Origin of the sequence: Okeania sp. SIO2C9 (assembly GCF_010672455.1) — a bacterium.
Taxonomy (GTDB): Bacteria; Cyanobacteriota; Cyanobacteriia; order Cyanobacteriales; family Microcoleaceae; genus Okeania.
Map to the genome: position 1 here is coordinate 53,268 of NZ_JAAHGO010000035.1, position 15,615 is coordinate 68,882.

Genomic DNA, 15,615 nt, shown 5'->3' on the forward strand with positions numbered 1-15,615 from the left:
TTTCTGTGAATTATTATTTTTTCCCTGAGTGAAATTTCTATTATTTTTTCGATAATATTTTAACTGTTTTGCTACTAGCAATGGTGCTGATAAAAATTCGTTCTCTGCTAAAAGCTTTTTCCAATGAATAACAACTTGGTTCAACAAATTTTCAGTAAGTAATGAAACTCTCCGAGAATCTCCTTGACTCAAAATATCTGCACAATATTGAAGATAATAAGTAAGCTGATTATCGTTAGTTATTTTCGTTAAAATTTTAATTATTTGTTGAGTTGTTTGACCATACTCATCAGCTAAACTCAAATTTTTATTTGCTGCAATATTTTGAATTTGCCAGTCAATCCATAGTGGAGAATTAACTAATAATTCCCGATACTTTTCAGCCGAATAATTTTGCAAATATTCATCAGCATCTTTCCCATCAGGAATATTCAGTATTCGCAGTTGAACGTCCCCACTATAAGCAAGATTTTCTATTTCTCCAATTGCCCGGTCTGTTGCTTGAATACCTGCTCGGTCGGCATCAAAATTTAAGATAATTTGTTTAGAATCTGTATAACGTAAAAGTTGTTTAATTTGAATAGAACTTAATGCCGTACCTAAAGAAGCAACAACATTATTAATTCCCGCAGCATGAAGAGCAATTGCATCAAAATATCCTTCTACAACCACAGCTTTATCCTGTTTTGAAATAGCAGTTTTTGCCTTATCCAAACAAAATAAAGTTTTACCCTTATCAAATAATTCAGTTTCAGGAGAATTCAAATATTTAGGTTGTTCATCACTCAAAGTTCTCCCACCAAAACCAATAACTCTACCTTGCACATCATGAATAGGAATCATCAAGCGATCGCGAAATCTATCGTAATAACTATTGCCTGATTTTCTAGGTAAAATTAATCCTGCTTTTTCCACTAATTCTACAGGAAAACCTTTTTGTTCCACCAAATAACCATAAATAGTTTCCCAACCATTAGGAGCATAACCCAGTTGAAATTTTTGAATAGTTTCTTCTGTAATTTGACGTGAAGATTTTAAATACTCTAAAGCAATTTTTCCCTGTGATTGTCTCAAAGCGTGTTGATAAAAACTATTAGCCATTGCCAAAATTTCATAAAGTTGTTCCCGCAGAGAAATTTGACGTTGAAATTCTTGTCTATTTTCTGGTGATTCAGTTTTAATTTGTATTTGATAACGTCTGGCTAAATCTAAGACTACATCGCTAAAAGAAGACTTACCAACTTCCATCAGAAATTTCAAAGCATTACCACCTGCACCACAGCCAAAACAGTAGTACATTTGTTTGCTGGTACTAACAGTAAAGCTAGGAGTTTTTTCTTCATGAAAAGGGCATAATCCTACATAATCTTTACCTCGCTTTTTTAATACAATATGCTCTGAGATAACATCATAAATGTCAGCTCTTTCTTTTACTTCTGTAATGGTATCTTGATGAAAACGAAAATTATTCATAGAATTTATTGCAGCGGTTTTTATTTAAGTAGACTAGAAAATTATTTGAGGTTAGAAAATAGGGAATAGGAGAATGCTTTGAGCACTGTAGTCTATCTATTTTCAAACTGCTATAAATCGTTGTGAAATACTATTTTTTGCGTTGAATAAAAAGTCATGTACAGGGGCGAACGCAACCCAATAATTGCATACTATCATAATTTTTTTGGGGAAGCAACGGCTAAAGCCTTGCCTTTTTTTTGAGCTTCAGGAAATGATGATTTTCCTTGTGAATATAGCGATCGCTTCTACATGAGTAATATTGATGTGTTGATGGGGTGAAAATTTTCCCTATCATCTGGGAGATGCTTCACAGGATGATGATTTTTCTGGTGTTTTGATGTTGTGAGTATCTCTTCTATATATATTCAGTGGCGAAATGCTGTTTTTGTGTTGAATAAAAAGTCATGCTCAGGGGCGAGCGCAACCCAATAATTGCATATTATCATAATTTTTTTGGGAAAGCAACGGCTAAAGCCTTGCCGTTTTTTTTGAGCTTCATAAAATGATGATTTTCCTTGTGAACATAGCGCTGGCACAGCAAGTGCGGTAGCTACATCGCTTCTACGTTAGATACGATGTGTTGGTGGAGTGAAAAATTTTCCTGTGGTTACTTTTTTTGAGTAGTGCTTCACAGGATGATTTTTCTGGTGTTTTGGTGTTGTGAGTATCTCTTCTATATGTATTCAGTTGCAAAATACTATTTTTTGTGTTGAACAAAAAGTCATGCGTAGGGACGAACAACACCTAATAACTGCATAGTATCATAATTTTTTTGGGGAAGCAACGGCTAAAGCCTTGCCGTTTTTTTTAAGCTTCATAAAATGATAATTTTCTTTGTAAATATAGCGATCGCTTCTACATGAATATTGCTCATGTGTTGATGGAGTGAAAATTTTCCCTATCATCTGGGAGATGCTTCACAGGATGATTTTTCTGGTGTTTTGATGTTGTGAGTATCTCTTCTATATATATTCAGTGGTGAAATGCTGTTTTTGCGTTGAATAAAAAGTCATGTATGGGGGCGAGTGCAACCCAATAGTCGCATACTATCATAATTTTTTTGGGGAAGCAACGGCTAAAGCCTTGCTATTTTTTTTGAGCTTCATAAAATGATAATTTTCTTTGTAAATATAGCGATCGCTTCTACATGAGTAATATTGATGTCTTGATGGAGTGAAAATTTTCCCTATCATCACTTTTTTGGTTGGGGAGTGCTTAAGCGGATGATAATTTTTCTGGCGTTTTGATGTTGTGAGTATCTCTTCTATATATATTCAGTGGCGAAATGCTGTTTTTGCGTTGAATAAAAAGTCATGTGCAGGGGCGAGTGCAACCCAATAATTGCATACTATCATAATTTTTTTGGGGAAGCAACGGCTAAAGCCTTGCTGTTTTTTTTGAGCTTCATAAAATGACGATTTTCTTTGTAAATATAGCGATCGCTTCTACATGAATATTGCTCATGTATTGATGGAGTGAAAATTTTCCCTATCATCATTTTGGGAGGTGCTTTACAGGATGATAATTTTTCTGGTGTTTTGATGTTGTGAGTATCTCTTCTATATATATTCAGTAGTGAAATGCTGTTTTTGCGTTGAATAAAAAGTCATGTGTAGGGGCGAGCACAACCCAATAATTGCATACTATCATAATTTTTTTGCGGAAGCAACGGCTAAAGCCTTGCTGTTTTTTTTTGAGCTTCATAAAATGATAATTTTCTTTGTAAATATAGCGATCGCTTCTACATGAGTAATATTGATGTGTTGATGGGGTGAAAAATTTTCCTGTCGTCACTTTTTTTGAGTGAGTGCTTAAGCGGATGATATTTTTCTCTGCCCTTACCGCCCCAGCAGTTATAAAAGATGAATATTAACTACATATCAAGATAAATAACCCTCAGCATAGGGAATAGGAAAATAAGGAACGCCGAAGTAATAAAATTCTCATAAATAATTCCATATTGCTATAGTTGCAAATATATATAGCTATCCTATACAGAAGATGAATATTAGCTACATATCAAAATAAATAATCCTCAGTATTTAAGTAACTAAAATTTGTTCACAATCTATTTAGGACAGGTATAGTATTTTAATTTTAGGCGTGAAGAAAGTTAACATTAAATCTTTTTTACTTCCTCCCTTTTCTCTTCTATTGCTTTTGATCCCTGTGACTTATGTGGCGAAGTCTACAGTTGAGAAAAACAGACAAATTGTTTTACCATATAAACTTATCGAATATCATCTGAAAATCAGCCACGACTCTCAGTCAAATTCTTCCTATGGATAAGTGGTAGAAAATACCTCTGAATATTTTAGATGATTAAAATCAGTCCAATTTTGATTTGGATTTACAATTGCAACAATTCTTGACAGTTGTTAATAATTGTAAGTATTCAGAATAAAAACTATAAATATTAAATTAAAAAAAATTGGTTTCAAGCTAGATCAAAAAATATCTAGCAATTTACGAGGAAATGGATAAACAGTGTTCCAACGCATAAGGCAGGATTTAAAAAACGACCTAATTGCAGGTCTGCTGGTAGTTATACCATTAGCTACAACAATTTGGTTGACCATAACTATTGCTCGGTGGGTAATAGATTTTTTGACCAAGATCCCCAAACAAATCAATCCCTTCGATGGTTTACACCCAGCTTTAGTGGGTCTACTAAATTTCTTAGTAGGACTAGCAGTACCATTGCTAAGTATTCTAGTGATTGGGTTAATGGCTAGAAATATTGCTGGAAGATGGTTATTAGATGTAGGCGAGCGAATATTACAAGCTATTCCATTTGCAGGGTCAGTCTACGGTACTCTCAAGCAAATCTTAGAAACTTTGCTCAAGGATTCTAACGAGAAATTTCGCCGTGTGGTACTTGTAGAATATCCGCGTCAGGGAGTTTGGACTATAGCTTTTGTCACTGGTACGATTAGCGATCAAATTAAATCTCATCTAGGAGACTCAATGCTAAGTCTTTTTATTCCAACTACTCCTAACCCTACATCTGGTTGGTATGCCATAGTGCCAGAAAAAGATGTGCTTAACGTTTCAATGTCAGTGGAAGAAGCATTTAAAGTTCTCATATCAGGTGGAATAGTAACTCCAAATCAATCAGTACGTCCAGAAAAAAAATCAAATGCTCGACTCAAACCTTTACTTTTAGAAAGCGAGGACTATCAAAAATTTTCCACTGAAGAAGATTGAACGACTGATAATGAAAGGCTATCAAAAACTGTCAACGACCCAACAGTAATTCTGAGAATATTTAGAATATAATTTTGCCTTGGTAAAGCCAGTCTTTATTAAGTCTTAGTTGACCCGCCTAAGTATTAATTTACTACGTTATTTAAGCGAGGGCGACCTTCAGATGTTTCAACAGTATGAAGCTCTATCACTAACTATTAAATATTCTATTTGGGTATTGAAAGTGTAGTTAGTCTTAAAAGCTTAAATAACATTTGGTAGTTGGATATTACCCTAGTAATAGGAGAGTTTTAAATGTTAAATATAAATTCAGTTGCAGCTTGTTTTGGTACTTCTACTCCAGATACTTTGAATATTTTTCAACAATGAATAATGAATAATGAATAATGAATAATTACCTCTCCTTGAAAAGAAGAGGATTGACTAATTCATGAAATTTTTTTTTATTATCCCCTTAAAAGGGGAGGCTTTAAACCACAATTTTTCGGTAATTATCAACCATTAATAATTAAAGCAATGGGTAGAGGTAGTAGACAAATGGTTAAGCCACATAAATATGTTTTTCCTATAACTAAAGCCAAACTTAGAAAGAAATCATTCTATAGCTTCCAAACCGGAGATACTGTTAAAGCTATAGTAACCAAAGTTCAACAATTAATAATTAATAATTAATTATTAATTATTACCTCTGCTGGAAAAGAAGAGGATTGACAAAGAGATGAAAATTTTTTCTTTTCTTGGTCGATGGTCGGCCAGCGAGGAGAGCCGTTCTTGCAGACCCGCTCCGAATTGCGCCATCCCACCCAACGGGGAAGCTGCGAAGATCGACCGCTTTTTTCTCCTTTAAAGGAGAGACTTTAAACCTTAATTATTCGGTAAAAAATTGGTACTTATGTTAGTCGAGTTGCTGTTATAAAAACTGGAAATTTCAATATTAAAACTCAAACTGAAACAGTCCAAGGAATTAATTATAAGTATTTTCAACAATTAATAATTAAGAATTAATTATTAACAATTACCTCTGCTTGAAAAGAAGAGGATTGACAAAGAGATGAAAATTTTTTTTCTCTTGGTCGATGGTCGGACAGCACAGGTTTCGGAGCCATCCCTCCACCGCTAAAGGAGAGGCTTTAAACTTTAATTATTCGGTAAACACTTGCATGAAATAGATGGTTATACTTATAATTTCAGTGAATTGGTCAAACAGAAAACTACTGATTTTCTCAAGAAAGTAGTTGAGGTTTTAACTTTACCAGTTCAACTTAGTATATTTGATACTTCTGAGCTAACTACTGTTGGTGTTAGTATTACAAAGCAAAGTACAACCAAAAGTTAGAAGGAAAAAGAAAAAGTTTAATGGCACTGAAGGAGAATAATTAAGTTTGTTTTAAGTTAATAGAGGAAAGTAATTTATTTGCTGGTTGCTTTCCTCGTGGCACTAAATTAAAAATTATAGTGTAGGTCTTCAGCAACTATTTAAGATGAACAAAGCTCCTCGCTCCACAGCTCGCGAACTAGCTCTGCTTGGTCTGAGTCAATTACCAACAAATTCAGGCAGTCTAGAAAAAAAGCAACTTCAAGAAGTTATACTCGCAGCAGTTAGGACTCTTAGAACTGAAGTCCAAGATATTTTAGAAACTGCTGCAGCAGAATTACAGAGAGGGAGCGATCGCCTCCTTAATAGTCAAATTAGTGCTAGTGATGTTCAAAGTGCAAGTTCGATGGTCCACGAAGCAGTGGAGTTAGGCCAAACGGCAATTAATCGTATTGGCACTGCTGTGGAGTTACCAGAATTAATTCAGTTAACTAATCAATTAGAAGTTCGCAAGTATGCTTTAGAAATTCTGATAAAAGTGAATGATAATAAAGAGGAAATTGATAGTTTATTGAGAGAATCAATTGTAGATTGGCAAATAGAACGTTTGCCTAGAATAGATATAGATATTCTCAGAATTTCAGTTACAGAAATGATGTTTATTGGCATTCAAGAACAAGTGGCAATTAATGAAGCTGTAAAATTAGCCAAGCGTTACAGTAGTGAAGATGGATATAGATTTATTAATGGGGTATTGCGAAGAGTGCTAAATAAAATAAATTTAGCTTGAATAGTTATAGCAGAAGGAAGAAGGAAGAAGGAAGAAGGAAGAAGGAAGAAGGAAGAAGGAAGAAGGAAGAAGGAAGAAGGAAGAAGAAAAAGTATTATGTTGTCTGAGTATTAAGCTTTTGATCTGTTCTAACCTTTGCTTCGATTGCTATATATAGATATAGTTGTCAAAAGTTAAAATTAAGGTCTTTGCTTTGACAGCAATTATGTAAAAAAACTATAGTGCTACACTCAAATTAATACCAAATTGATAAATGTTGGCTACAAATAGTTAGGGTATTTCTTGGAATTCACGACTTAGGAAGACCTAGTTAGAATGAATAGCTTCAATACCAGTTTTTAGGTCATAAATTCTCTTTACATAACTGCTAAAAAAATTCCTACAGCACTTTTGAGGAAGCGAGAAGTACGGCTTAATATTAATCTCTATTCCCTATTTCCTAAAAGTGAAGTGCAGTTTAATACTAATCTCTGTTTCCTATTTCCTATTCGCTAAACTCATAAAACTTTGTACCTCATCAACTCCAAAACTGCTGTAACTGAACTGTATTGACCTAAGTCCTATCTGACAAAAAAATTAACTGGATCGAGAGTCAAGGAATTTATTCCTAAATGTTTTAGGTCTTATAGCAATTTAAAATAAATAGGGTTTGCTGAAAAAGTCTTATGGGTGAGGGTAGGAGACAGGAGACAGGAGACAGGAGACAGGAGACAGGAGACAGGAGACAGGAGGAATGGGAATGAGCGAGGAGGTAGGAGTAAGAATTTTCCCTTGATTTTTCTGCCATAATCATCCCAAAATACTAGCTTTATGCAGCTCTTTCCATTCCAAAGCTGGTACTTTTTTAGACAAAAAAATGCTAAAACCAATATCAGTCAATGCTTTGATATTTAATCAGCAAGCCCTAAATAATGTTACGAATAATAAGTACGAGAAAATGACTTTCTAGGAGATATCCCTTTGAGCAACAAAATAATTTATGAACTAAGAAAAGGCATAGAAGCTATTCATTCTGTACGTTTCCCTACCGACGGCTTCCCTGCCTGAGGACTAAGAAATACCCTAGCTTTTTGTAGCAAATACTTATCAATTTGATATTACAGAAAATGTAGTCGGAACAATTTTTCCTACATTTTTCTGCTGTTATCTACTCAAAATGCTCGCATTTACAGCTTAAGGGAAAAACCTTGCACATCTATATATCAGTACTTTTAGATTTAATCAGCAAGCTTTAATTATCTAGTTTTACAAAGTATTTATGCTTAAGTTATTCAGTTTTTATTGGCTTTTGTCTAAGTTAAATTATGATGATTTATAGACTATAAGTGCTTAGTTCTAGTCTGATTAATTAGTCATAGTAAAAATGTTTTCTTTGATAAATTTCTCCCTATTCCCAGAACCGGTGTTTCCTATTCCCTAAAATTTTTATTGTGGGTATTTAAAGATCAATGATATTAGCAACCAACTGATGTTTGTGGTACTTTTTATTTATGTGAGAAATTGACGTGCATAATTTGAGTTACAAGTAGTTGACAGGGTATTTCATATTAGTAAGGTACACCAGTCGCGGGCAAGATGCTCACACTGGAAAAACTTTATCATTCTTATGTGTACCTCATTTACCTGAAATCTGCTGTAATTAATTAATAAGGAAATAATTTATGGTTTCCACAAAGCAGGTTATTGAGTTTGGATATTCACAAATATCTGACAGTGGTTTTCCAATGGATAAACTATAAGTCTGGAAAATAACCCCAAAATATTTTGTGGTTTACTCAAACAAAAAGTTCTGTAATTATGCGATGGTTGAACATAACTCAGTATAAAATAGACTATTTAAAATAGTAATATCTAGAATAAGTATGGTTTTTAATTGGTTCCGTCGTCAATATAATGACAGCTCAGACAAAACTTCAAAGGAGATATCTAAACCTGAAGCTGAAAAAGAACAGAAAGAACAGGTAGAAGATCAAGTTGAATCACAAGCAAAATCAACAGAAGAGTCAGAACAGACAACAGAAGATTATTTAAGTTGGGCTAAAGCAGCTTACAAAAATCTTCAAGAAAAGAAAAAAAATGATTCACAAGAATCTCAAATCGCAACAGAGACTACTGATGTAGAGGAAAAGCTAGAAACTCAAATACCCTCAACAGAGACAAAAAGCGATCCAACCATATCAGATACTCTACCTATAATAGAGCATATTGCAGCAGAAAAACCAGAATCCACAGAAACAGATACCCTGGTTAAACCAGTTCCAATAGTAGAGGAAACCCCCTCTAGCCAAGCAAAACCGACCGAAGAAGAAACTCAAGTCAAGCCAGATTCAACTTTTGAAGAAACTCAAACATCAGAACAACTACCTTTCTGGGCTAAAGCTCAAGCAGAAAGACAAGCAAGAGTAGAACGTCTCAAAGAAACAGCCATAGAAGAACCAGAACCAGAAACTCTTGAGAAAACAACCGTAGAAATAGAACTAGAAGAAATAGACCCCCTAATACTTGATGAAGCATTTCTCTGGTCAGCAGAAATTTTAGCAGCTCAAGGACGTCGTCCAGAACAAGTATCTGTAGAAGAAATTTCTTGGCTGAAGAAATTACGACAAGGCTTAGATAGAACTCGACGCAACTTACTCAATCAATTACGGGCAATTGTTGGCCAAGGACCGCTAAATCAAGATGCGGTGATGGAAATAGAGTCAATGTTACTACAAGCTGATGTAGGAGTAGAAGCAACAGACTTAGTGATAGAAACCCTACAAAATAAATTGCGTGAAGAAGTTTTACCACCAGAAGAAGCGATCGCCTATCTGAAAAGCATTTTACGAGATATTCTAGATAAGCCATTCCAAGATTCTGAAACAATTAGTCCTGCCTACAACTTAACTTTTGTCCCAGAAAAAGATACTTTGAATATTTGGCTGGTTAATGGTGTAAATGGGGCAGGTAAAACCACAACTATCGGTAAAATTGCTCATTTAGCTACCAAGTCAAACTATAGATGTTTAATTGCAGCAGCAGATACATTTCGAGCAGCAGCAGTAGAACAGTTGAAAATTTGGGGACAACGCAGTGAAGTAGAAGTAATTGCTAATGCAGGAAAGAATACCGATCCAGCAGCGGTAGTGTTTGATGCTATAGTAGCTGCTCAAGTCAGAAATACAGAATTATTACTGGTGGACACTGCCGGAAGACTACAAAACAAGAAAAATTTGATGGACGAACTTAGTAAAATTCATCGGATAGTGGAGAAAAAAGCACCAGATGCAGTGGTGGAATCTCTACTAGTGTTAGATGCTACACTTGGTCAAAATGGTTTACGGCAAGCAGAAGTATTTGCAAAAGCTGCTAAACTTAGCGGAGTAGTCTTGACAAAACTTGATGGAACTGCTAAGGGTGGTGTTGCACTAGCTGTTGTCAAGCAACTAGGTCTACCGATTCGTTTTATTGGTGTGGGAGAAAGTCTGGAAGACCTGCGTCCATTTTCTAGTTATGAGTTCGTTGAAGCTCTTCTAAGTGGTTAGAGATTCATCACTCTTAACTGTTGAAAATGGGTAAGGATATAGCAGTAGTAGTAGTGAAAAAACGGATGTATTTTTCGGTAGAAGTGTAAAAATAATTAAGGTGGGAGTATCAGACTCTATAATTTTGATTTTCCTATAGAACCTAGTGTTATTTAGGATATTTTTTAAATTAAGAATCATCCTTGAAATTTACTTGAAACTACAGGAAACAAAAATAAACAAACTAAATGTTGATATTGCTTTCAGTATCTAGTAATAATTAGTATGAAAAATAACTACAAATTTAGCTGTAAAAAAAAATGAATTTAACAGCAATATTATTCATACTTTGAAGCTGAAAAGAAGTGATGTAGATAAATTTGTTGTTTGGTGACTGAACCTTAATTTTTTATAGAAAATATCAATCTAATTTAGCAAGAAAGCAAAAAAAAGTATCTAGAAAAGAAATTGGGTCTAACAACTGGAGGGGGCACAAAATAGAATAGCTAGACTACATCAAAATATTGCTAGGCAAAGAGAAGATTTCCACTATAAAGACTGCTCATAAATTAGTGAAAGGATATGACCTAATTGCCATTGTAGACGCGGAGTGGCGCGCCGAAGGCAGACCTTAACATTAAAGGCTTGGCTAAAAACACTAAACTATCAAAATCAATTTATGATGTAGGTAAATAATTAACAATGAATAATGAATAATGAATAATGAATGATTCTTTAATAATTAATTATTAATTATTAATTATTAATTATTTAAGGTGTTCATGTAAGTAGGGGCGAATGGCTATTCGCCCGTAAATCCTCACAATACGTCACATGCATTGTAGTAATTGCAGTCAAAAAGTACCTAAAACTTTATCAGTTAGAACTCACTTTTGTCCTCAATGTCAAGTAGTTTTAAATAGGGACGAGAATGCTGTAATTAACATATTAAATAAAGAATTAAACGAGGTGGGTATTATCTTGTCTGCTTGTGGAGACTTAGATGTTAATCAGCCGGTGTTCGCGCAGCGTTGCGTCAGCACTCGCAAGAAACTTCTTTGTTTGAGAAGCTCCCGTTATAATCTCCGATTTAACGGGAGAGAACTTAACTAGCAAGAAAAATTCAGCAGAAAATTCACAAAAATAGTAATTCAAGCAAAAATAAATAATTTAAAATATCATCTATGAAAAAGATACACATTAGATAAAAAAGTATAAAATTAATAATTTACTTTGAGATAAAAATTTTATAGTTATGGTAAAAAAAATCAAAGACTGAAACTATAAAATTAAGTTTACTTAGGAATTTATCCTGAAGATATTGTGGATAAATTAATGTAAGCATTCAGCGGTCAGCGGTCAGCTTTATTACCTTTAGCGGACAATTTAAGCTCGTTGTTCTTGTGCTTCAATTCTTTGTTCAAAAATGCGGTAGAAGTTAAGCAAATACTTAGTTCATTAATTTTTATTGCGCTCGAGCTGATTGCTAATAGCTGTTTGCGCAGCATTCCGCAGGAAATGCTTACAAATTAATAGACTAAATCTCCTAAATTGAGGGAATAAAATTTTATCTAAAAAAAATCAAACTCAAGAAAGTCATAGCACCAAAACAAATAGCTCAAATCAAAACTCTTAGCAAAACAAGACAGAGACAAGATAACAGCAACTAGAGAAACCAAAAATTGTCAAAACTTGAGTTAAAAATGTATAACTAACCATCAAACATCAACAGACTTTAAGTAAATCAAATCTATATATCAAACAAATGACTATAGTGCCAGTACATCGAAACTACCCCGAACCAACAGACCAAACTACCAGTGAGACATCTTCACCAATAACATCAGTATATGCTCTCAAACAAATGGTGGCCCGTTTACACAAAGAACAACAAAATGTTAATGATTTATTAAGTTCTCTTGGCTTTGCCTTACGAAGCTTCAATAATCTAAATCAGTTTCTAGAATTGATTCCTCTAATTGGTTGTCGAGTAACCGATGCTGATGGAGGCGCACTGGTATTATTTAAACCCAATGGTCAAGTTAGGTTCCAACAACTACACTGCCAAGAAGGTCGCCAATGTCAAGATATTCGCCAAGCATTAGAAGTAGCAACTAGTCAATTTATTACAGAAACAACCTTACCCGCAGAACTACAAGAAATCTCAATTCAAACCGCTAGTTTGGACTATCAAGTTAGCAACTATCTAGGCAATGATGTTCAATTATTTGGAGCATCAATTCTGGTGAATAACTCAGAACGAGGTCGTCTATATGTATTTAGTCACGACCCAGAATATGTATGGACACCAGCAAGGCAAAAATTAATTCGTCTAGTAACAGACCAGACCGCAGTAGCGATCGCTAATGATGAATTAGCTACATCCTTACGAGAAAAGGAACGTTTGGACAGAGAACTAGAAATAGGGGCAGAAATTCAACTGCAACTATTGCCTCCAGAATGTCCAGAAATTCCTGGCATTACCCTTGCTGCTCGTTGTCAAACAGCAAACCGAGTAGGAGGAGACTATTATGATTTTATTCCCTCCAACTACGACCAGTTGAATTCCAAGAATAAGACACAGCAACCCTGTCGCTGGAGTATAGTGATTGGAGATGTAATGGGCAAAGGTGTACCTGCTGGTTTAATTATGACCATGACTAGAGGAATGTTGAGAGCTGAGGTATTAAACCGCCACTCACCAGCACGAGTTCTCCAACATTTGAACCAAGTAATGTATGCTGACCTGGAAAGTTCTCATAGATTTGTGACTTTGTTTTATTCAGAGTACGATCCAGAAACCCGCATTTTGTCCTATAGCAATGCGGCCCATCATCCTCCAATGTTGTGGCAAGCTGCTAGTAATTCTATCGTACAGTTAGATACTGTGGGAATGTTAGTTGGTTTAGAAGTAGACCCTGAATACCATGAAGCACAAGTGAAACTCAATCCAGGAGATACTATTATTTATTATACAGATGGGTTTACAGATGCAGCTAATCAAAATGGCGATCGTTACGATGATATTAAATTGAGCGAAGCTTTCAAGTTTGCGTGTCAAAATTATCGAGAACCACAAGAAATATTAGACTACCTATTTGCTCAAGTAAAACAATTTGTTGGTGAAGGAAACCAAAATCCAGATGATATGACTCTAGTAGTGATGAGAGTAAAATCTTCTACAGGAGATTAACGCACGTCAGAAGTCAAAAGTTGTTTTTGTAACGGGGATGCGTGAGCAACCCTCCAAAAACATTTCACTATTTCCCTGCGGGGTGGCGCGACCCAATTATTTTGATAAATATATGATTATTAATATAATTTCCACAACTACATCAGATTTTAATCAGATTATTTATGAGACTAATATTCTAGATTTGTTAGGACCAAAAATATTGTATAGTTGGCAACTTTTCGCTCAACAAGTTGATGTAAACTTATGGTCTGATGTGCAAAAAGCTTGGAACAATTTTATAGAATGTGGTCAAGTATGGGCACTATTAGTTGGTCTAGTTATTGGTTGGATGGTTAAGAGCATTTTGCCTTGAAGTAGCACTCAGCAATCAGCAATCAGCAATCAGCTTCTCAAGGTGTATAATTGTGGTTTTAATCCATCATTAACACGCACCACTAATTTTCAAATATAGTGGAGGACTTAAACCCTTGAATTTTCAGCGCTCCAGCTAAATTATGGCCAGTGGAGCATGACTTGAGGAAAAGCTGATAACTACTAACTATTATAAAGGAAGAAGGAAGAAGCTGGCAATGTCTGAATTTTGAGCTTTTGATCTGTCTGCGTCCTTTCCTTCCACTGCTATAAAACCTTACATCTGAATAGAGTTAAATAGAAAAAAATCTGCAAAATGACGCAAGATAAACAAACTTGGAGCAAAAGATTTGAAAAGGCGTTGCATCCTACTATAGCTAAATTTAATGCCAGTATTAGTTTTGACATTGAATTAATTGAGTACGATATTACTGGTTCGGTAGCTCATACAAAAATGTTGGCTAAAACAGGTATTATTTCCGCAGACGAAGGTGAAAAGTTAGTTAAGGGTTTAGAACAAATTCGTCAAGAGTATCGAGAGGGAAAATTTTGCCCTGATGTAGATGCGGAAGATGTTCACTTTGCTGTGGAAAAAAGACTTACAGAAATTACTGGAGATATTGGTAAGAAGTTACATACAGCTAGGTCGAGAAATGACCAAGTAGGAACTGATACGAGACTTTATTTACGAGAAGAAATTCAGCAAATTAGGGATTTATTAAGAAGTTTTCAATCATCTTTATTGGGGTTAGCTGAATCTAATATAGAAACTTTAATTCCTGGTTATACTCATCTACAAAGGGCACAACCTTTGAGTTTAGCTCATCATTTTTTGGCTTATTTTCACAAATCTGAAAGAGACTGGGAACGACTAGGAGATGTTTATCGCCGAGTGAATATTTCTCCTCTTGGTTGTGGTGCTTTAGCAGGTACAACTTTTCCTATAGATAGACACTATACTGCTGAATTATTAAAGTTTGAAAAGCCTTATGCTAATAGTTTGGATGGGGTAAGTGACCGAGATTTTGCTATTGAATTTCTCTGTGCAGCTAGTATAATTATGGTTCATTTAAGTCGTTTGGCAGAGGAAATAATTTTATGGTCATCTGAAGAGTTTAGGTTTGTTACTTTAACTGATAGTTGTGCTACTGGTTCTAGTATTATGCCTCAAAAGAAAAATCCTGATGTGCCAGAGTTAGTTAGGGGAAAAACAGGCCGAGTTTTTGGTCATTTACAAGGTATGTTAGTGGTGATGAAGGGACTGCCACTAGCTTATAATAAAGATTTACAAGAAGATAAAGAAGGTTTATTTGACACTATAAGAACAGTTAAAGGTTGTCTAGAAGCAATGACAATTTTACTTTCTGAAGGTTTACAGTTTAATAGTCATCGCTTAACAGAGGCAGTTTCAGAAGATTTTTCTAACGCCACAGATGTGGCAGATTATTTAGCAGCTCGTGGCGTGCCATTTCGAGAAGCTTATAATTTAGTAGGTAAAGTTGTGAAAACTTGTATTTCTACTGATAAATTGTTGAAAGATTTAACCCTAGAAGAATGGCAAGAATTACATCCAAAATTTGCAGCAGATATTTATCAAGCGATCGCTCCTGAACAAGTAGTATCAGCACGGAATAGTTATGGTGGTACAGGTTTTGAACAAGTAAAAAAAGAAATTGCTACAGCTAAACATAAATTGGCAATTTAATTTTATTTAATTGTCAGATTCTAGATTTGAGTT

Annotated in this window: 9 protein-coding genes; 8 read left to right on the forward strand and 1 reads right to left on the reverse strand. The window is 34.8% G+C overall.

Annotated features, from left to right (window positions below; genetic code table 11):
- A partial coding sequence (dnaG, locus tag F6K23_RS23875; RefSeq protein ID WP_293160431.1) for a DNA primase occupies positions 1-1,473 on the reverse strand: 1,473 nt, incomplete at its 3' end.
- 2,529 nt (positions 1,474-4,002) lie between these two features.
- On the opposite strand from dnaG, the gene F6K23_RS23880 reads away from it, so the two are divergent.
- From F6K23_RS23880 to argH, 8 genes are all read left to right on the forward strand, one after another.
- Complete coding sequence (locus F6K23_RS23880; RefSeq protein WP_293160433.1) at positions 4,003-4,722, forward strand: DUF502 domain-containing protein; 720 nt, start codon at positions 4,003-4,005, stop codon at positions 4,720-4,722.
- Between the two features lie 1,156 nt (positions 4,723-5,878).
- Entirely contained in the window at positions 5,879-6,058 is a 180-nt protein-coding gene (locus F6K23_RS23885) for a hypothetical protein (RefSeq protein ID WP_287244680.1), read from the forward strand.
- 145 nt (positions 6,059-6,203) lie between these two features.
- Entirely contained in the window at positions 6,204-6,827 is a 624-nt protein-coding gene (gene nusB / locus F6K23_RS23890; RefSeq protein ID WP_293160436.1) for a transcription antitermination factor NusB, read from the forward strand.
- Between the two features lie 1,862 nt (positions 6,828-8,689).
- Positions 8,690-10,351 carry a signal recognition particle-docking protein FtsY gene (gene ftsY, locus F6K23_RS23895; protein ID WP_293160437.1) on the forward strand — a complete coding sequence of 554 codons (1,662 nt, stop codon included), beginning with the start codon at positions 8,690-8,692 and terminating at the stop codon, positions 10,349-10,351.
- Positions 10,352-11,164: 813 nt separating this feature from the next.
- On the forward strand, positions 11,165-11,443 hold the full coding sequence (locus F6K23_RS23900; RefSeq protein WP_293160439.1) for a zinc ribbon domain-containing protein: 279 nt from the start codon (positions 11,165-11,167) through the stop codon (positions 11,441-11,443).
- A gap of 652 nt (positions 11,444-12,095) precedes the next feature.
- Positions 12,096-13,523 carry a PP2C family protein-serine/threonine phosphatase gene (locus tag F6K23_RS23905; protein ID WP_293160441.1) on the forward strand — a complete coding sequence of 476 codons (1,428 nt, stop codon included), beginning with the start codon at positions 12,096-12,098 and terminating at the stop codon, positions 13,521-13,523.
- A gap of 112 nt (positions 13,524-13,635) precedes the next feature.
- Positions 13,636-13,878 (forward strand): hypothetical protein, encoded by a 243-nt coding sequence (locus F6K23_RS23910; protein ID WP_293160443.1) that lies wholly within the window; start codon positions 13,636-13,638, stop codon positions 13,876-13,878.
- A gap of 315 nt (positions 13,879-14,193) precedes the next feature.
- On the forward strand, positions 14,194-15,582 hold the full coding sequence (gene argH, locus F6K23_RS23915) for an argininosuccinate lyase (protein ID WP_293160445.1): 1,389 nt from the start codon (positions 14,194-14,196) through the stop codon (positions 15,580-15,582).
- Positions 15,583-15,615: the final 33 nt, after the last annotated feature.